Annotated in this window: 17 protein-coding genes and 1 tRNA gene; 6 read left to right on the plus strand and 12 right to left on the minus strand. The window is 70.2% G+C overall.

What is annotated here, in order from left to right:
- Positions 1 to 12 precede the first annotated feature (12 nt).
- Together rnt and cysK are read left to right on the plus strand one after the other, a co-directional pair.
- Complete coding sequence (rnt, locus tag ABS41_RS06370) at positions 13 to 657, plus strand: ribonuclease T (RefSeq protein WP_290592062.1); 645 nt, start codon at positions 13 to 15, stop codon at positions 655 to 657.
- Positions 658 to 686: 29 nt separating this feature from the next.
- Entirely contained in the window at positions 687 to 1,640 is a 954-nt protein-coding gene (cysK, locus tag ABS41_RS06375) for a cysteine synthase A (protein ID WP_290592064.1), read from the plus strand.
- Here the strand turns inward: cysK and ABS41_RS06380 are convergent.
- Genes ABS41_RS06380 through rnr form a run of 3 tightly spaced genes read right to left on the minus strand, consistent with a single transcriptional unit; the run spans position 1,637 to position 5,196 of the window.
- A complete protein-coding gene (locus ABS41_RS06380) occupies positions 1,637 to 1,924 on the minus strand; it encodes a hypothetical protein (RefSeq protein ID WP_290592066.1) in 288 nt (95 codons plus the stop codon). The two genes, cysK and ABS41_RS06380, sit on opposite strands and share 4 nt — an antisense overlap.
- Entirely contained in the window at positions 1,921 to 2,676 is a 756-nt protein-coding gene (gene rlmB / locus ABS41_RS06385) for a 23S rRNA (guanosine(2251)-2'-O)-methyltransferase RlmB (protein WP_290592068.1), read from the minus strand. The genes ABS41_RS06380 and rlmB overlap by 4 nt, the downstream gene beginning before the upstream one ends.
- A 21-nt stretch (positions 2,677 to 2,697) precedes the next feature.
- Entirely contained in the window at positions 2,698 to 5,196 is a 2,499-nt protein-coding gene (gene rnr / locus ABS41_RS06390; protein ID WP_343123827.1) for a ribonuclease R, read from the minus strand.
- A gap of 128 nt (positions 5,197 to 5,324) precedes the next feature.
- On the opposite strand from rnr, the gene ABS41_RS06395 reads away from it, so the two are divergent.
- Positions 5,325 to 5,409 (plus strand) — tRNA-Leu (locus tag ABS41_RS06395).
- A 233-nt stretch (positions 5,410 to 5,642) separates the two neighbouring features.
- Positions 5,643 to 6,710, plus strand: coding sequence for a TerC family protein (locus tag ABS41_RS06400; RefSeq protein WP_290592070.1), 1,068 nt, complete (start codon positions 5,643 to 5,645; stop codon positions 6,708 to 6,710).
- Positions 6,711 to 6,778: 68 nt separating this feature from the next.
- Here ABS41_RS06400 and ABS41_RS06405 read toward each other — a convergent pair whose 3' ends face one another.
- The 6 genes from ABS41_RS06405 to miaA form a co-directional block, all read right to left on the minus strand.
- Positions 6,779 to 8,071 (minus strand): adenylosuccinate synthase, encoded by a 1,293-nt coding sequence (locus ABS41_RS06405; RefSeq protein ID WP_290592072.1) that lies wholly within the window; start codon positions 8,069 to 8,071, stop codon positions 6,779 to 6,781.
- Positions 8,072 to 8,265: 194 nt separating this feature from the next.
- Positions 8,266 to 9,141: a protease modulator HflC gene (gene hflC, locus ABS41_RS06410; RefSeq protein WP_290592075.1), complete on the minus strand. Its 876-nt coding sequence runs from the start codon at positions 9,139 to 9,141 to the stop codon at positions 8,266 to 8,268.
- Between the two features lies 1 nt (position 9,142).
- Entirely contained in the window at positions 9,143 to 10,255 is a 1,113-nt protein-coding gene (gene hflK / locus ABS41_RS06415) for an FtsH protease activity modulator HflK (protein WP_290592077.1), read from the minus strand.
- Positions 10,256 to 10,279: 24 nt separating this feature from the next.
- Positions 10,280 to 11,596 carry a ribosome rescue GTPase HflX gene (gene hflX, locus ABS41_RS06420; protein ID WP_290592079.1) on the minus strand — a complete coding sequence of 439 codons (1,317 nt, stop codon included), beginning with the start codon at positions 11,594 to 11,596 and terminating at the stop codon, positions 10,280 to 10,282.
- 15 nt (positions 11,597 to 11,611) lie between these two features.
- Complete coding sequence (gene hfq / locus ABS41_RS06425) at positions 11,612 to 11,887, minus strand: RNA chaperone Hfq (RefSeq protein ID WP_290592081.1); 276 nt, start codon at positions 11,885 to 11,887, stop codon at positions 11,612 to 11,614.
- 90 nt (positions 11,888 to 11,977) lie between these two features.
- Positions 11,978 to 12,925, minus strand: coding sequence for a tRNA (adenosine(37)-N6)-dimethylallyltransferase MiaA (gene miaA, locus ABS41_RS06430; protein ID WP_290592083.1), 948 nt, complete (start codon positions 12,923 to 12,925; stop codon positions 11,978 to 11,980).
- A 90-nt stretch (positions 12,926 to 13,015) separates the two neighbouring features.
- Here miaA and ABS41_RS06435 point away from each other — a divergent pair, with 90 nt between their 5' ends.
- Entirely contained in the window at positions 13,016 to 14,095 is a 1,080-nt protein-coding gene (locus tag ABS41_RS06435; RefSeq protein ID WP_290592085.1) for an alkane 1-monooxygenase, read from the plus strand.
- A 231-nt stretch (positions 14,096 to 14,326) separates the two neighbouring features.
- Here ABS41_RS06435 and folP read toward each other — a convergent pair whose 3' ends face one another.
- From folP to rlmE, 3 genes are read right to left on the minus strand one after another with little or no spacing between them, the layout of a single operon-like run.
- Positions 14,327 to 15,226, minus strand: coding sequence for a dihydropteroate synthase (gene folP / locus ABS41_RS06440; RefSeq protein WP_290592087.1), 900 nt, complete (start codon positions 15,224 to 15,226; stop codon positions 14,327 to 14,329).
- Between the two features lie 8 nt (positions 15,227 to 15,234).
- The gene (gene ftsH, locus ABS41_RS06445; RefSeq protein WP_290592089.1) at positions 15,235 to 17,130 is read right to left on the minus strand and encodes an ATP-dependent zinc metalloprotease FtsH; all 1,896 of its coding nucleotides are present in this window, start codon (positions 17,128 to 17,130) and stop codon (positions 15,235 to 15,237) included.
- Positions 17,130 to 17,759: a 23S rRNA (uridine(2552)-2'-O)-methyltransferase RlmE gene (gene rlmE, locus ABS41_RS06450; protein WP_290592091.1), complete on the minus strand. Its 630-nt coding sequence runs from the start codon at positions 17,757 to 17,759 to the stop codon at positions 17,130 to 17,132. Before rlmE ends, ftsH begins: the two co-directional genes overlap by 1 nt.
- 66 nt (positions 17,760 to 17,825) lie before the next feature.
- Between rlmE and ABS41_RS06455 the strand changes: the two genes are divergently transcribed.
- Positions 17,826 to 18,131: a YhbY family RNA-binding protein gene (locus ABS41_RS06455; protein WP_290592093.1), complete on the plus strand. Its 306-nt coding sequence runs from the start codon at positions 17,826 to 17,828 to the stop codon at positions 18,129 to 18,131.
- The last annotated feature ends 4 nt before the right edge of the window (positions 18,132 to 18,135 follow it).

Below are 18,135 nucleotides of genomic sequence, written 5' to 3' on the forward strand. Positions count from 1 at the left end.
ATCCTGCGCGGCATGGAAAACACGCCCCTGCCGCGCATGGCCGAGCGCTTCCGCGGCTACCTGCCCGTGGTCGTGGATGTCGAGACCGGCGGCTTCGACTGCAGCCGCCACGCCCTGCTCGAGATCGCCGCGGTGCCGATCGAGCTCGACGGCGACGGTTTCTACGTGCCCGGCGAAACGGTCAGCAGCCACGTCGAGCCCTTCCCGGGCAGCGAGATCGACCCGCGCTCGCTCGAGGTCACCGGCATCCGGCTCGATACCGCCCTGCGCGGCGCCCTGCACGAGCGCGAGGCGCTGGACCACGTGTTCGCCAAGGTGCGGGCCGCGGTGAAGCGCAACGGCTGCCAGCGGGCCATCCTCGTGGGCCACAACGCCCACTTCGACCTCGGTTTCCTGAACGCTGCGGTGACGCGGACGGGACACAAACGCAATCCTTTCCACCCTTTCAGCACCTTCGATACGGTTACGCTAGCGGGCATGGCCTATGGCCAGACCGTGCTCAGTCGCGCGGTGCAGGCGGCGGGATTGCCATGGGATGGCGACCAGGCCCATTCGGCGGTGTACGACACCGAGCGCACGGCGCAGCTGTTCTGCGCAGTGCTCAACCGATGGCGCCAGTTCTGCGCACAGGACCTCGCCACCAGCCACCAGGACTGAACACGCGCCCCAACCCACGGGAGAACGCGATGATCCACGATTCGATCCTCGGCACCGTCGGCGACACGCCGATCGTCCGCATCAACCAGCTGGCGCCGCAGGGCGTCACGATGTACGCCAAGCTCGAGTACTTCAACCCGATGTCGTCGGTGAAGGACCGGCTGGCCACCGCCATCATCCTCGACGCCGAGGCCTCGGGCGCGCTCAAGCCGGGGCAGATGGTGGTCGAGGCCACCTCGGGCAACACCGGCGTGGCGCTGGCGATGGTGTGCGCGGCGCGCGGCTATCCCTTCGTGGCCTTCATGACCGAGACCTTCTCGGTCGAGCGCCGCAAGCTGATGCGGGCGCTGGGCGCGAAGGTGATCCTGACGCCGGCGGCCGAACGCGGCAGCGGCATGGTCAAGCGCGCGCGCGAGTTCGCCGAGAAGCACGGCGCCTTCCTGGCGCGCCAGTTCGAGAACCCGGCCAACCCGGCCTGGCACCGCGCCACGACGGGCCCGGAGATCCTGCGCGACTTCGCGGGTAAGCGCCTGGACTGGTTCGTCACCGGCTATGGCACCGGCGGCACGATGACCGGTGCCGGCGAAGTGCTCAAGCTGGCCCGACCCGACCTGAAGATCGCCGCCACCGAGCCGGCGGGCGCGGCGCTGCTGTCGGGCAAGGAGTGGCAGCCGCACAAGATCCAGGGCTGGACGCCGGACTTCATCCCCGAGGTGCTCAACCGCGACATCTTCGACCTGATCGTGCCGGTGGACGACGTGCTGGCCCGCGACACGGCCCGGGCCCTGGCGCAGCGCGAGGGCATCTTCTGCGGCATCTCCGGCGGTGCCACCTTCGCGGCGGCGCTGGAGGTGGCCCGCGGCCTGGATCCGGGCAGCGTGGTGCTGGCCATGATCCCCGACACCGGCGAACGCTACCTGAGCACCTTCCTCTTCGAAGGCATCAACGAAGGCAGCGACGACGACTGGCTCGCCAGCCTCTAGGGGCTGGGGCGGCGCAGGCGCGCCGCGCGGGCCTTGAGGCCGCGCCAGAGGCCGTAGAGGCTGATGGCGATCCAGGCCAGCTGCATGATGGTGGTGGAAATGACGTCGCGGAAATCCGGTCCTGGCCCGAAGATCGAGACCAGGATGAAGACCGCGCCGAACAGGTTGGCCAGCTGGTAGCCCAGCGAATCACCGCCCAGCCGGCCCGCCTGCAGCAGGAAGAACGAGCCGAGCACGAAGGCCACGCCGGCCAGGCCGACGAAGTCGTACCACTGCAGGCTCATGCCCCACCCCCGCGCTGGCGCACCACCTCGAAGAGGGCGATGCCGGTGGCCACCGATACGTTCAGGCTTTCCATCTCGCCCGGCATCGGGATGCGCACCAGGCCGTCGCAGGTCTCGCGCGTCAGCCGGCGCATGCCCTCGCCCTCGCCGCCCATCACCAGGGCCACGTTGCCCTTGAGGTCGGTGGCGTGGATGGTCGCGGGCGCCTCGCCGTCGAGGCCGTAGATCCACACGCCCAGCTCCTGCAGCCCGCGCAGCGCGCGTGCGAGGTTGGTCACGCTCACCACCGGGATGCGGTCGGCGGCGCCGGCCGAGGTCTTGCGCACGGTGGCGTTCACCGGCGCGGCCTTGTCCTTGGGGATCAGCACCGCGGTGACGCCGGCCGCCGCGGCCGTGCGCAGGCAGGCGCCGAGGTTGTGCGGGTCCTGCACGCCATCGAGCACCAGCACCAGCGCCTGGCCGTTGGCGGCCTCGACCAGCGCCGGCAGCTCCTTCTCGTCGGTGGCCTTGGCCGCCTCGTAACGCGCCACCGCGCCCTGGTGGCGCAGGCCGCCGGCGATGCCCTCGAGCGACTGCAGCGGCACGCGCCGCACCGGCACGTCGCGGCGGCGCGCGGTCTCCTCGATCTCGGTGATGCGCGGGTTCTTGCTGCCGGCCTCGAGCAGCACCTCGCGCACGTGCTCGAGGTCATGCTCCAGCGCCGAGGCCACGGCATTGATGCCGGCGACCCAGTTGTCCTTGCGGTTTGCCATCGTCGTTCCTCGTGCCCGGGCTCAGTCGGCCCAGGCCTTCTTCTTTTTCGCCACGCCGCCGCGCGAGCCCTCGGGCTCGACGAGCCGGAAGTCGATGCGGCGGTCCTCGACGCTGGCCTTGAGCACCAGCACCCGCACCGGATCGCCCAGCCGCCAGCGCAGGCCGGTGCGTTCGCCGGCCAGGCTGCGCCGCAGCGGATCGAAATGATAGTAGTCGTGCGGCAGCTGGGTCACGTGCACCAGGCCGTTGACCTTGGACCCGGCCAGTTCGACGAACAGGCCGAAGTTGGTGACGCCGCTGACCACGCCGTCGAACTCGTCGCCGACGTGTTTTTCCATCCAGGCGCTGCGGTAGCGCTCGTCCACCTCGCGCTCGACCTCGTCGGCCTTGCGCTCCTTCTCCGAGCAGTGCAGCGACAGCGCGGCCATTTCCTTGGCCGAATACACGAAGCCACTGTCCTGGACGTCGAGCGCATGCTTGATGGCCCGGTGCAGCAGCAGGTCCGGGTAGCGGCGGATGGGCGAAGTGAAGTGCGCGTAGGCCTCCAGTGCCAGGCCGAAGTGGCCCTGGTTGTCGGTCTGGTACACGGCCAGGCTCTGCGAGCGCAGCAGCACGGTCTCGAGCAGGGCGGCGTCGGGACGCTCGCGCACCTTCTTGAGCAGGCGGGTGAAATCGCGCGGCTCGACCCGGCCCCAGGCCGGCAGGCTCAGGCCGAACTCGGAGAGGTATTCGAGCAGGTCGGCGTACTTGGCTTCCGGCGGGCGCGGATGCACGCGGTAGGGCGCGGGCACGCGGGCGCCCGAGACGAACTTCGCCGCCTCGACATTGGCGGCGATCATGCACTCCTCGATCAGCTTGTGCGCGTCGTTGCGCTCGAGCATGCCGGCCTGCACCACCTCGCCGGTGTTGTCGAGCACGAAGCGCACCTCGGACGATTCGAACTCGATCGCACCGCGGCGGGTGCGGGCCTTGGCGAGCACCTTGTAGAGCTGGTGCAGGCGCTGCACCTGCGGCATCAGCGAGCCGACCTGGGCCAGGGCTTCCTGGCCGGCCTCGGTGTCGGCCTCGCCCACGGCCTTCCAGACCTGGGTGTAGGTCAGGCGCGCGTGCGAACGCATCACCGCCTCGTAGAACTTCGAGCGCGTGACGTCGCCCTCGAAGTCCACCTGCATGTCGCAGACGAAGCACAGGCGCTCGACCTTGGGCATCAGCGAGCAGATGCCGTTGGACAGGGTCTCGGGCAGCATCGGCACCACGAAGCCCGGGAAGTACACCGAGGTGGCGCGCTTGGTCGCTTCGTCGTCGAGCGAGGTGCCCGGGCGCACGTAATGCGAGACGTCGGCGATGGCCACCACCAGGCGGAAGCCCTCGGCGTTGGGCTCGCACCAGACGGCGTCGTCGAAGTCCTTGGCGTCCTCGCCGTCGATGGTCACCAGCGGCAGCTTGCGCAGGTCGACGCGGCGGCGCAGCTCGGCGGCGGGCACGTCCAGCGGCACCTCGGCCGCCTCGGCCAGGGCCTCGCGCGGGAACTCGTGCGGCAGGTCGTGGCCGTGGATGGCGGCCTGCACCACCAGCGAAGGCGTCAGTCGGTCACCCAGCACCAGCAGGACGCGGCCCACCGGCGGGCGGCCGCCCTGGGGCGGCTCGGTCACTTCCACCACCACCAGCTGGCCTTCGCGGGCGCCGTTGTGGTCGCCGGCCGGGATGAGGACTTCGGTGAGCACGCGGCGGTCGTCCGGCACCACCATGCCGATGCGGGCGCGCTCGCTGTAGCGGCCGGTCAGGCGCGTGAGGCGATGTTCGAGCACCTCGACGATGGCGCCCTCGCGGCGGCCGCGGCGGTCGACGCCGGTGATCGAGGCGAGCACGCGGTCGCCGTGCAGGGCCTTGCGCAGCTCACCCGGCGGCAGGAACAGGTCCTCGCCGCCGTCGTCGCACTTGAGGAAGCCGAAGCCGTCGGGATTGGCGATGACGGTGCCGGCGACCAGGTCGAGCTTGCGCGCCACCGCATAGCCGCCGCGTCGGTTGAGCAGCAGCTGGCCGTCGCGGACCATCGCCGCCAGGCGGCGCGAGAGCGGCTCGAAGCGGTCGTCGGCGAGCAGGTCGAGCGCCTCGGCGATTTCTCGCAGCGACAGCGGACCGGGCGCATCGAGCAGCAGCTCGGTGATGGCCTCGCGGCTGGCGATGGGGTTTTCGTAGCGGGCGGCCTCGCGGGCGGCCATCGGATCGTGCCGGCCGGACGCGGCGGGCGGCGCGGCGCGGCTGCGCGGCGGACGCGCCGGGGCGGGTGCGGCCGGGGGCGCGGCGCGTCCCGGCTTGCCGCCGGGTTTGCCCGGCTTGCCGGGACGGGCGGCTTCGGCGCCGCGGGCGGGTTTCGAGGGCTTTCCGGGCTTGCCTGCCTTGGCGGGCTTGCCGGAAGGGGAGGATTTGCTGGTTCCGGTGCTGCGCAGGCTCTCGGGCATCCAGGGCGGGAGCTTGGCGCCCGTGCTCTTTTTCTTGCTCTTCGGGGGTTGTGTCATCCGGCCATGGTACACCCGGGCTGCTGCACCCCGGCCCACCGGCCCTCGGGCCGCGCCCGCCGGGCGTTGACAAAACAACGCCGCGGTCTTAGATTACGCGGCTCTTGTCGCCCTGCGCCAAGACACCTGCCCAGGTGGCGGAATTGGTAGACGCACTAGTTTCAGGTACTAGCGGGTAAAACCGTGGAGGTTCGAGTCCTCTCCTGGGCACCAAGATACGAAAGCCCCGCTCCGGCGGGGCTTTTTCTTTGCCCGCCCGGCGGGCGAGAGCCCTTCACGCGGCCTTGACCGTCGCCTTCCCAGCATTCGCATCGCGACTGCGGGCCCCTCTGGCTGTGTGCAATGCACGGCGATGTCGGAGTCGAGATTCCGACCCATGGCCCGCGTTTCCCCTCCTGGCTCGAGCCATGGCGTCGGCGTAAACCCAATCCCGACCGGTGAACGTCATGGAACTACTTGGTGATTTGTGGCTGGGCATGCCCATCTGGGTGTGGCTGGCCTTCGTCGCGGCCGTGCTGGCCATCCTCGTCTTCGACCTGGGCGTGCTGCATCGCACGCCGCACGAGATCGAGGTGCGTGAAAGCCTCTGGATGTCCGCGTTCTACATCGGCCTGGGCCTGCTGTGGGCCGTGGCGGTGTGGTGGATCTACTACACCTACGGCGGCGAGCAGGCCATCGACCCGCAGATCGCGGCGCTGCCCACGCCCGAGGCCAGGGCCTGGGAAGCGGTGACGCTCTACATCACCGGCTACCTGGTCGAGAAGACGCTGGCGATGGACAACGTCTTCATCATCTCGATGATCTTCGCCTACTTCGCGGTGCCGCGGATCCACCAGCACCGCGTGCTGTTCTGGGGCATCCTGGGCGTGATCGTGCTGCGCGCGGTCATGATCGGCCTGGGTGCGACCCTGGTGATGAACTTCTCGTGGATCCTCTACGTCTTCGCGGTCATCCTCATCGCGACCGGCGTGAAGATGCTGCTGTCGGTGGACGACACGCCCGACATCGGCAACAACCGCGTGCTGGCCTTCCTCAAGCGCCGCCTGCGCGTCACCGAAGGACTGCACGGCCAGCGCTTCTGGGTGCGCCAGCCCGACCCGGCCACCGGCAGGCTGCTGTGGTTCGCCACGCCGCTGTTCCTGTGCCTGGTGCTGGTGGAGATCGCCGACGTGGTGTTCGCCATCGATTCGGTGCCGGCGATCTTCGCGATCACGCCCGACCCTTTCATCGTCTACACCTCGAACATCTTCGCCATCCTCGGCCTGCGCGCGCTCTACTTCGCGCTGGCGGCGATGGTGCACCGCTTCCACTACCTCAAGTACGCCCTGGCCCTGGTGCTGGTGTTCATCGGCAGCAAGATCTTCCTGGGTGACTGGCTCTGGGACGGCAAGATGCCGGCCGAGCTGAGCCTGGGCGTGACCGCGGCGCTGCTGGCCGGCGGCGTGCTGTTCTCGCTGTGGAAGACCCGCGGCGCGCCCGCCACGGGCGCGGCCCCGGCCACCCCGGCAGGCTGAGTCCGCCACCAAAAAGGAAGCCCCGCTTCGGCGGGGCTTCCCTCATGCAGCGCCGGCGAAGGATTCGCTCAGGCAAACGGATCCTGCAGCACGATGGTCGACTCGCGGCCCGGGCCGGTGGAGACGATGGCCAGCGGGCAGCCCGCCAGCTCCTCGAGCGCGCGCAGGTAGGCGCGCGCGGCCGGGGGCAGCTTCTCCCACTCGGTGATCCCGGCGGTGGACTCGCTCCACCCCGGGAACTCGAGGTAGACCGGCGTGCACTCGTCCCAGCCGGCGGCGTCGAGCGGCGCGTACTCGGTGCGCTTGCCGCGGTATTCGTAGGCGATGCAGATCTTGAGCTTCTCCATCCCGTCGAGGATGTCGAGCTTGGTGATGCACAGGCCGGTGATGCCGTTGATGGCCACGGCGCGCTTGAGCGCGACGATGTCCATCCAGCCGCAGCGGCGCGGGCGGCCGGTGGTGGCGCCGTACTCCTGGCCGCGGTCGCGGATGCCCTGCCCCACCTCGTCGTTGAGCTCGGTCGGGAACGGGCCGCCGCCCACGCGCGTGGCATAGGCCTTGGCGATGCCCAGCACGTAGTCGATGGCGTCGGCGCCCACGCCGGTGCCGGCCATCGCGCCGCCCACCGTGGTGTTGGACGAGGTGACGTAGGGATAGGTGCCGTGGTCGATGTCGAGCAGCGAGCCCTGCGCACCCTCGAACATCACGCGCTTACCCTGCTTGCGCAGCTCGTGCAGGATGCCGGCCACGTCGGCCTTCATCGGGTCGACGTATTCGCCGAAGGCCAGGGCCTCGTCGAGGGTCTGCTGGAAGTCCACGGCCTCGACGCCCAGGTACTGGGTGAGCACGAAGTTGTGGTAATCGAGCGTGCTGCGCAGCTTCTCGGCCAGCTCCTTCGGGTAGGCCAGGTCGGCCACGCGCACGCCGCGGCGCGCCACCTTGTCCTCGTAGGCCGGGCCGATGCCGCGGCCGGTGGTGCCGATGGCCTTGCCGCCGGCGGCCTTTTCGCGGGCCTGATCCAGCGCGATGTGGTACGGCATGATCAGCGGCGTGGCCGGGCTGATCTTCAGGCGCGAGCGAACCTCGACGCCGTTCTCCTCGAGCTGGGTGATTTCCTTCTTCAGCGCCGCCGGGCTGAGCACCACGCCGTTGCCGATCAGGCACAGCGCGCCTTCGCGCAGGATGCCCGAGGGGATCAGGTGCAGCACGGTCTTCTTGCCGCCGATGACCAGGGTGTGGCCGGCATTGTGGCCGCCCTGGAAGCGCACGACCGCGCCGATTTCCTCGGTGAGCAGGTCGACGATCTTGCCCTTGCCCTCGTCGCCCCACTGGGCACCCAACACCACGACCGACTGACCCATGACCCTGAACTCCGGAAAGAAGATTGGCGGCGGGGCGACGGCGCCGGGCCGCTGACAGGGGCCCAGACACGGAAAAAGCCGGAGGTCGCCCCGGCTTTGGGAAATTATCCGCGTTTTCGCCGGCCGGGGCTACCCCGGCCGCCCGAGGCCCCGGGCCGGCCCGGGGCGGCCTGCCCCGGGCCCGTGGCCATGGCTCAGCGCTTGTCGTTGCCGAAGTAGCGCAGGAACTCGGACTGCGGGTCGAGCACCAGCACGGTCTGGCCGTCGGCCATGGCGTTCCGGTAGGCCTCGAGGCTGCGGTAGAAGGCGTAGAACTCCGCGTCCTTGCCGTAGGCGGCCGCGGCGATCTCGGCGGCGCGGGCGTCGCCCTCGCCTCGCAGCTTCTGGGCGTCGCGCTCGGCCTCGGCCACGGTCACCTGCTGCTGGCGATCGGCCTCGGAGCGGATGGTCTCGCTGAGCTCCACGCCCTCGGCGCGCAGCTGGTTGGCCACCTGGGTGCGCTCGGTGCGCATGCGGCTGTAGACCGTGGTGAGGATGTTGCTGTCCTCGGGCAGGTTGATGCGCTTGATGCGCACGTCCACCACTTCCACGCCCAGCGACTCGGCGCCGCGGTTGACCGCGGCCAGGAAGCTGCCCGACAGCTCGGCGCGACCGGCCGAGACCACCTGCTGCAGCGTGCGCTGGTTGATCTCGTTGCGCAGTGCGTTCTTGACGATCGGGGTCAGGCGCTGGCGGGCCGCGTCCTCGTTGCCGCCGTTGGCGGCGCGGTAGTAGGTGGCCACGTCCTTGATGCGCCACTTGACGAAGAAGTCCACGCTCACGTCCTTCTTCTCGGACGTCAGGTAGCGCTCCGGGGCGTCGTCGAGCGAGAGGATGCGCTGGTCGAACTTGCGCACCTCCTCCACCAGCGGCCACTTGACGTGCAGGCCGGGCTGGATGTCGGAGCGCACGACGCGACCGAGGTTGAGCACGATGGCGGTCTGGCTTTCGTTCACGACGTAGACCGAGCCCGTCGCGGCGAGCAGGGCGATGATCGCGGCGAACGCGATGGCGGTGAATCCACGGACCATGTCAGCGGCCTCCCTGGCGGCGGTTGTCGCGCGGCTCGGGCGTGGGCTCCGGTGCCGCCTGCGTGGCCGGCAGGCGCAGCACCGGCGCCTCGGCCGGAACGCCGCGGCCGGTGTTGCCCGTGCTGCCGCCCAGCGGCAGGTAAAGGATGTTGTTGTCGTCGCCGGCCATCACCTTGGGGTTGGCGGCCAGCACGTGCTGCATCGTCTCGAGGTAGAGGCGCTTGCGGGTGACCTCGGGCGCCTTGCGGTACTCGGCGGCCAGCAGGCTGAAGCGCTCGGCGTCACCCTCGGCGCGGGCGATGGCGGAGGCGCGGTAGCCCTCGGCCTCGGTGCGCAGGCGGGCGGCGATGCCTCGCGCCTCCGGCACCACCTTGCTGGCGTAGGCACGCGCCTCGTTCTCGATGCGGTTCTTGTCCTCGCGCGCGGCGATGGCGTCGTCGAAGGCTTCCTTCACTTCCTCCGGCGGACGCGCGTCCTGCAGGTTGAAGTTCACCACCGTCAGGCCGGTCTGGTAGAAGTTCAGCGACTCCTGCAGGCGCTCCTGCGAGGCGATCACCAGCGCGGCGCGGTCGAACAGCACCGTGTCCATGGTGCTGCGGCCGACCACCTCGCGCACGGCGCTCTCGGCCGAATCGCGCAGGGTCTGCTCCGGATTGACCGAACCGAACAGGAACAGGCGCGGGTCGTCGCGGCGGTACTGGGCGTTGAACTTGATGTCGATCAGGTTCTCGTCCTGGGTCAGCACGCGCACCTGGTCGCTGATCTCGACCACCTGGGTGGCGTCGACGATGTAGACCGACTCGATCGGCCAGGGCCACTTGAAGTTCGGGCCCGGGGTCATGATGCGGTTGAACTCGCCGAAGCGCAGCACCACGCCGCGCTGGCGCTCGTCCATCAGGCGGAAGCTGTTGAAGACCAGCCAGATCGCGAACAGGCCCAGCAGCCAGGGTAGCGGGTTGAAGCTGCCCTGCGGCGAGGACGAGCGGCCGCCGCGGCCACCGCCGCCGCCACCGAACATGCCCTTGAGCCGGTTCACGAAGGCCTCGACCTCGTTGCCGGGGTCTTTTCCCTTCCAGGGATCTTGGTTGCCTTTGCCGGGCTGGTTCCAGGCCATCGCTTGCTCCGCGTCTAAGCGCTTTCAGTCAGTCTCGGGATTGTAGGTAGGGGCGTCGGGCGTCACAAGCAAGACCGTCGCCAGCGGATGGCCGCCCGGTTCGGCCGCCAGCCTTTCTGCCACGGCGCGTGGCAAGTCGAGGTCAAGGCGCCAGCCCTGGTCGTCCGTTGATTCGGCCTTCACGGCACCGGCCTCGTGCAGGCGGGCGCGCAGGCGGCCCTCGGCCGGCCCCAGGCGCAGCTCGGCGTGCAGGCGGCGGTCGAGGAAACGGTCGGCCAGCAGCTCGCGCAGGCCCTCGATGCCCTCGCCCGTCCGGGCCGACAGCCAGACCCGCTCGCGCCCTTCCACCGGCGGGTCGCGGCGCGGCGCGGCGCCCTCGATGCGGTCGATCTTGTTGAACACCAGCACCTGCGGGATGTCGCCGGCGCCGATCTCGGCCAGCACCTCGTCCACCTGGCCGATGCGCTCGTCGCGCAGCTCGTCGGCGGCATCGACCACGTGCAGCAGCAGGTCGGCGTCGCGCGCCTCCGACAGGGTCGAGCGGAAGGCGGCGACCAGCTCGTGCGGCAGGTCGCGCACGAAACCGACCGTGTCCGACAGCACCAGCGGCGCCACGCCCTCGATGCGACGGGTGGTCGGGTCGAGCGTGGCGAACAGGCGGTCGTCGGCATAGACGCCGGCGTGCGTGAGCAGGTTGAACAGCGTGGACTTGCCGGCGTTGGTGTAGCCCACCAGGGCCACGCGCGGCACGTCGTTGCGCAGGCGGGCGCGGCGCATCTGGGTGCGCTGCACCTCGACCTTGTCCAGGCGCGCGCGCACCGATTCGATCTTCTTTTGCAGCATGCGCTTGTCGAGCTCGAGCTGGGTCTCGCCCGGGCCGCGCAGGCCGATGGCGCCGCCGCGCTGGCGCTCGAGGTGGGTCCAGCCGCGCACCAGGCGCGTGGCCCAGTGCTTGAGCTGGGCCAGTTCGACCTGCAGCTTGCCTTCGTGGCTGGCGGCGCGCTGGGCGAAGATGTCCAGGATCAGCCCGGTGCGGTCGACCACGCGGCGCTTGAGCGCGCGCTCGAGGTTGCGCTCCTGGCCGGGCGTGAGCAGTTCGTTGACCAGCACCAGGTCGGCCTCGGTGGCCTCGCAGGCGGACTTCACTTCCTCGAGCTTGCCGGTGCCGACGTAGTAGGCCGGGTGCGGCCGCTCGACGCGGGCCAGCATCGAGCCGACCACGGTGGCGCCGGCCGAGCGGGCCAGTTCGGTGAATTCCTCGAGCCGGGACGGGTCCTGCTGGCCCGGCGGGTGCGGCTGCACCAGCAGGGCGCGTTCGCCCTTGCGGGCGCGCTCAAACATCGGTCACCGCAGCGTTCAAACCTCTTCGCCCGCCTCTTCCTCGTCGCCGTTGGCGCTGGCCACCTGGCCGCCGCCCGGGCCGATGCGCACGTTGCGCGCCGGCACGACGGTGGAGATGGCGTGCTTGTAGACCATCTGGCTGACGGTGTTGCGCAGGAGCACGACGAACTGGTCGAAGCTCTCGATCGTGCCCTGCAGCTTGATGCCGTTGACCAGGTAGATCGACACGGGGATGCGCTCGCGGCGCAGGGCGTTCAGGAAGGGATCCTGGAGGGACTGGCCTTTGGACATGCAGTGGACTCCGTCTTCTTATTGTGGCGCGCCACGCCGGCGCGATTTGCGGCCAATGGGTCCGGGCCGCGAAGTAACCCAGTCTAGCAGCTAGTCCGCGGGCGGGCGGGTGAGGAAGGCGTCGAGCGCCTGCTCCAGCCGGGCCCGGTCGCTGGCCGGGTCGAACCACAGCGCCTCGTGCCGCGCCCGCAGCCAGGTCAGCTGCCGCTTGGCGAGCTGGCGAGTGGCGGCGATGGCCTGTTCCCTGAAGGTGGAGGCGTCTGTCCGGCCTTCAAGGTGGGCCCAGGCCTGGCGGTAGCCGACGGCGCGCATCGAGGGCAGGTCCGGATGCAGGCGCGGGTCGGCGCGCAGGCGCCGCACCTCGTCCAGGAAGCCCCCGGCCAGCATCTGGTCGAAGCGGCGTTCGATGCGTTCATGCAGCACCGCGCGGTCGGACGGGGCCAGCACCAGGCGCAGCACGCGGAACGGGAAACGGCGCGGCGCGCCGGCCTGCTGCCACTCGCTGATCGGCCGTCCACTCAGGCGCCAGACCTCGAGTGCACGGGTGATGCGTTGGCTGTCGCCGGGCTTGATGCGCTTTCCGGCCGCCGGGTCGACCGCCGCCATCTCGGCATGCAGGGCCGGCCAGCCGCGTTCGGCCGCCTCGGCGGCGATGGCCGCGCGCACGGCCGGGTCGGCTTCGGGCAGCTCGGACAGGCCGTCGAGCAGCGCCGAGAAATACAGTCCGGTACCCCCCACCAGCAGCGGCACCCGGCCGCGTCCCGCCAGGGCCTGCATCGGCGGCAGCGCCTCGCGGGCGAAATCCGCGGCCGAGAACACCTCGTGCGGGTCGCGGACATCCACCAGGTGGTGCGGCGCCAGCGCGCGGGTGGCGGCGTCGGGCTTGGCCGCGCCGATGTCCAGACCGCGGTAGACCAGGGCCGAATCCACCGAGATCACCTCGGTGTCCAGGCGCTGGCACCAGTCCACGGCCAGGGCGGTCTTGCCCGAGGCCGTCGGGCCCATCAGGGCGATGGCCAGGGGTCGCGTGTCGCGCATGGGCAGGCTGACGGAGGAGGCAGGCCAGTCTATCGCTTGCCGCCGGCGCCCGTCCCGGTAAGCTGGGCCCAAGCCACCGGGAGAGCGCCCGTGCCGCGACTGAAAGCCCTCGCCTTCCTGCTCGTGTTCGTGGTGCCCGCGCTGATGCCGGCGGCGGCCTGGCTCGGCCAGCGCAGCGGGCATCCCGACGCGATGGCCTGGTTCCCGCTGGCCTTCCTGTTCGTGCTGCTGCCGCTGGCCGATTACGCGCTGGGGCACGACCCGGTGAACGTGCCGGTAGCGCGCGAGCGCGAGGTGGCGAACGCGGCCTGGTTCCGCCTGCTCACGCTCGCCTGCCTGCCGGTGCAGCTGGCGCTGCTGGCCTGGTCGGCGCACTGGTTCGTGCAGGCCGGCTTCGGGCCCGTGGGCGCGGCCGGCTGGCTGCTCTCGCAGGGCGTGGTCGGGGGCATCCTGGCCATCAACACCGCACACGAGCTGGTGCACAAGGACGGCCGGCTCGAACCGGCGGTGGGCGGGCTGCTGCTGGCCAGCGTGGGCTACCACGGCTTCAAGATCGAGCACCTGCGCGGCCACCACGTGCACGTGTCCACGCCGGAGGACGCCTCGAGCGCGCCGCTCGGCGCCTGGTCGTGGTGGTTCGTGCCGCGCGCGCTGCTGCTCAACTCGCTCAATGCCTGGCGGCTCGAGGCGCGGCGGCTGCAGGGCCTGGGCTTGCCGGCCCTGCACTGGCGCAACGAAATGATCGGCTGGACCGCCGCCTGGCTGGGCCTGGCCGCGGCCTTCGCGCTCTGGCTGGGGCCGGTGGGGCTGGCCTTTTTCCTGGCCCAGGGCCTGCTGGCGGCCGGCTCGCTGGAAGTCATCAACTACATCGAGCACTACGGCCTCGAGCGCCGGCGCGGCGCGGACGGCCGCTACGAGCGCACCACCCACCTGCACAGCTGGAACTCGGACTACGCGCTGTCGAACCTGATCCTGTTCCAGCTCCAGCGCCACTCCGACCACCACGCCTTCCCCAAGCGCCGCTACGCCATCCTGCGCCACCACGCCGACAGCCCGCAGCTGCCGGGCGGCTACGCGGCGATGTTCGTGCTGGCGCTGGTGCCGCCGCTGTGGCGACGGGTGATCGACCCGCGCGTGCAGGCCTTCCGGGCGCAAGCCGACGCGGCCTGATCGCGCTGTCCACAGGGCCTGTGGATAGCCGTCGGGAAAAGCCTGTGGGCAGAAGTCCCACAGCCTGTCGCGGCGCGGGCTGCAGCAAGTTTGGCGAAATTCTGACCAGCCGATGGCAGCTTTCCACAGAGCCTGTGGACAAGCCTGGGGCAAGCCATGTGGATGAAACGCGGAGCGCGAGGCGGGGCGCGGCCCGTGGCCAGGCTGGTCAATCCATGACCAGTGGTGGACTCAGTCCTCGTCCGGCCAGCGGATGCCGGCGGCCGGCGACGCGGCCGGTTTGTGCGCCGGCTGCGCCGCCACGGCCGCCCAGACCTTGAGCGCATCGACCGTGGCGGCGACATCGTGCACGCGCAGGATGCGGGCACCGTGTTCCGCCGCCAACACCGCCGCGGCGACGGAGGCGAACACGCGCTCGCCGGTGGCGCGGCCAGTGATTTCGCCCAGGCTGCGCTTGCGGCTCAGGCCGGCCAGCAGCGGCGGGCCCAGGTCGAGCAGGCGCGCCTGCTGGCGCAGCAGGCGCAGGTTGTGCTGCGTGTTCTTCCCGAAGCCGTAGCCCGGGTCGAGCACCAGGCGCTTCTTGGGGATGCCGGCCATCTCGCAGGCGAAGATGCGCTCGGCCAGGAAGCGGTGCACCTCGGCCACGACGTCGTCATAGGCGGGCGCGTCCTGCATCGATCGCGGTTCGCCCTGCATGTGCATCAGCACCACCGGCACGCCGGCCGCGGCGGCGGCCTCGAGCGCGCCCTCGCGGCGCAGGGCGTAGACGTCGTTGATCAGGCCGGCACCGGCGGCGACCGCCGCACGCATCACTTCGGGCTTGGAGGTATCCACCGAAATGGGCAGCGACGTTTCCTTCGCCAGCCGCTCGATCACGGGGATGACGCGGCGCAGCTCTTCCTCCACCGGCACCTCGCCGGCGCCGGGGCGGGTGGATTCGCCGCCCACGTCGAGGACGTCCGCGCCCTCCTCCGCCAGCCGCAGGCCGTGCGCGACGGCCGCTTCGACCGTGTCGTGCGCGCCGCCGTCCGAGAAGGAGTCCGGCGTGACGTTGACGATGCCCATCACCCGCGGCACGTCGAGCCTGAGGAGGCGCCCGGCGCAGTCGAGCTGGGGGGTGGTGTCGAACATCCCCCGGATCAGGTCTGGGGCGCGGGGCCGCCCAGCGGCGCGGCCGGGCCCGGGTCGTCCTTGGAAATGCGGCCCGTCTTGGCCCAGTCGGCCGGCGGACCCGGGCGACGGCCTTCCATGATGGCGTCGATCTGCTGCGCGTCGATGGTTTCGTACGTGAGCAGGGCCTCGGCCATGATGTGCAGCTTGTCGAGATTCTCCGTCAGGATCTGGGTGGTGCGCGCGTAGGCGCGGTCGAGGATGCTGCGCACGACCTCGTCGATCTTGCGCGCCGTGTCGTCCGAGACGTTCTTGTGCTGGGTGACCGAACGACCCAGGAACACCTCGTCCTCCTCCTCGCCGTAGGCGATCGGGCCGAGCTCCTCGGACAGGCCCCACTTGGTGGCCATGTTGCGGGCCATCTTGGTGGCGCGCTCGATGTCGTTGGACGCACCGGTGGTGACCTTGTCGGCGCCGAAGATCAGCTCCTCGGCGACGCGGCCGCCGTACAGCGTGGCCAGGCGCGATTCGATCGCGATGCGGTTGTAGCTGTACTTGTCGCCCTCGGGCAGGTACATGGTCACGCCCAGCGCGCGGCCGCGCGGGATGATGGTGACCTTGTAGACCGGGTCGTGCTCTGGCACCACGCGGCCAACGATGGCATGGCCGGCCTCGTGGTAGGCGGTGAGCTTCTTCTCGTCCTCGCTCATGATCATCGAGCGGCGCTCGGTGCCCATGATGATCTTGTCGCGCGCCTTGTCGAAGTGCTCCTGGCGCACCGACTTGGCGTTCTCGCGGGCGGCGAACAGCGCGGCCTCGTTGACCAGGTTGGCCAGGTCGGCGCCGCTGAAGCCCGGCGTGCCGCGGGCGATGGTGCCCGGCTCGACGTCGGAATCAATCGGCACCTTGCGCATGTGCACCTTCAGGATCTGCTCGCGGCCGCGCACGTCCGGCAGGCCCACGGTGACCTGGCGGTCGAAGCGGCCCGGGCGCAGCAGCGCCGGGTCGAGCACGTCGGGGCGGTTGGTGGCGGCAATGACGATCACGCCCTCGCCCCCCTCGAAGCCGTCCATCTCGACCAGCAGCTGGTTGAGGGTCTGCTCGCGCTCGTCGTGGCCACCGCCCAGGCCGGCGCCACGATGGCGGCCGACGGCGTCGATCTCGTCGATGAAGATGATGCAGGGGGCGTGCTTCTTGGCGGTCTCGAACATGTCGCGCACGCGGCTCGCGCCGACGCCGACGAACATCTCGACGAAATCCGAACCCGAGATCGAGAAGAACGGCACCTTGGCCTCGCCGGCGATGGCGCGGGCCAGCAGGGTCTTGCCGGTGCCCGGCGGGCCGACCATCAGCACGCCGCGCGGGATCTTGCCGCCGAGCTTCTGGAACTTGCCCGGGTCGCGCAGGAACTCGACCAGCTCGCCGACTTCTTCCTTGGCCTCGTCGCAGCCGGCCACGTCGGCCAGGGTCACCTTGACGTCGTTCTCGCCCTGCAGCTTGGCGCGCGACTTGCCGAAGGACATGGCGCCCTTGCCGCCGCCCTGCTGCATGTTGCGCATCATCCAGAACCAGAAGCCGATGATGAGCAGCACCGGCAGGAAGTTGAGCAGGATCGACACCAGCGAGAGGCCCTCGGGCTTGGCCTGCACGGTGCTGACGTTGTTCTCGAGCAGCGTGTCGATCAGGCGGTCGTCGCGCGGGTTGGCGGTGGTGAACCGGCTGCCGTCGCGGCGCTTGCCCTCGATCTCCAGGCCGTTGGCCTTGATGTTGACCTCGGCCACGCGGCCGCCCTTCACCTCGTCGATGAACTGGTTGTAGGTCAGCGGGCCGCTGCCGGCCCCCGGCGCCGAGAAGCTGTTGAACACCGCCATCAGCACGACGGCGATGACCAGCCAGAGCAGGAGGTTTTTTGCCAGGTCGTTCATCACTTCGTTCCTCGGCGCTTGCCGGTGGCCAGCGCATAAACTTCGTTCGAGCGGCGCCGTGACGCCGCGGGCTTGCGGACCACCAGCTTGTCGTAGCGGGTCCTGAGGTCCTTGACGTAGGCGTCGAAGCCTTCGCCCTGGAACAGCTTGATCAGGAAGTTACCGCCCGGCCGCAGGTGGCGATCCGCGAAATCGCGGGCCAGCTCCGAGAGGTACATCGCCCGGGCCTGGTCCACGGTGTCCACCCCGGACATATTGGGGGCCATGTCGGAAAGCACAAGGTCCACCGCATCGCCGCCCAGGAGGGACTCCAGCTCGGACAATGGCCCGTCCTCTCTGAAATCGCCGTGAATGAATTCGACGCCGGCGATGGGGGGCATGTCGAGGATGTCCAGGGCCAGCACGCGGCCCCGGTCGCCCAGTTCACGGCGCACCACCTGCGACCAGCCGCCGGGGGCGGCGCCGAGGTCGACGACCACCATGCCGGGCTTGAGCAGGCGGTCGCGCTCGATCAGTTCCTCGAGCTTGTAGGCCGCGCGCGAACGCATGCCCTCCGCCTGGGCCTTCTTCACGAAGGGGTCGTCGAAGTGTTCCTTGAGCCAGCGTTGGCTGCTGCGGCTGCGGGCCATGGGGTCGGGGCGGGGGAAGTGGCCACCATGATACCCTAGCGCCCCCTCACGACCCGCCCCGAGCCCATGGCCGCCGCCCTCAGCAACTCCCAGAAGCGTTACCTGCGCGGCCTGGCGCACGACCTCAAGGCGGTGCTGATCGTCGGCGCCAAGGGCATTACCGAGCCGCTGGTGGCCGAAGCCGGCCTGGTGCTCGAGCAGCACGAGCTGGTGAAGGTGAAGGTGCACGCGGGCGACCGCGAGCTCCGCGACGCCTGGGTGGCCGAGCTGTGCGAGCGCACCGGCGCCGCCCTGGTCACCCGCATCGGCAACGTGGCGGTGCTCTACCGCCGCAGCGCCGACAAGCCGATGATCGTGCTGCCCAAGGGCTGACCAG

This window comes from Arenimonas sp. SCN 70-307 (assembly GCF_001724815.1).
In the GTDB taxonomy this organism is placed as follows: domain Bacteria; phylum Pseudomonadota; class Gammaproteobacteria; order Xanthomonadales; family Xanthomonadaceae; genus Arenimonas.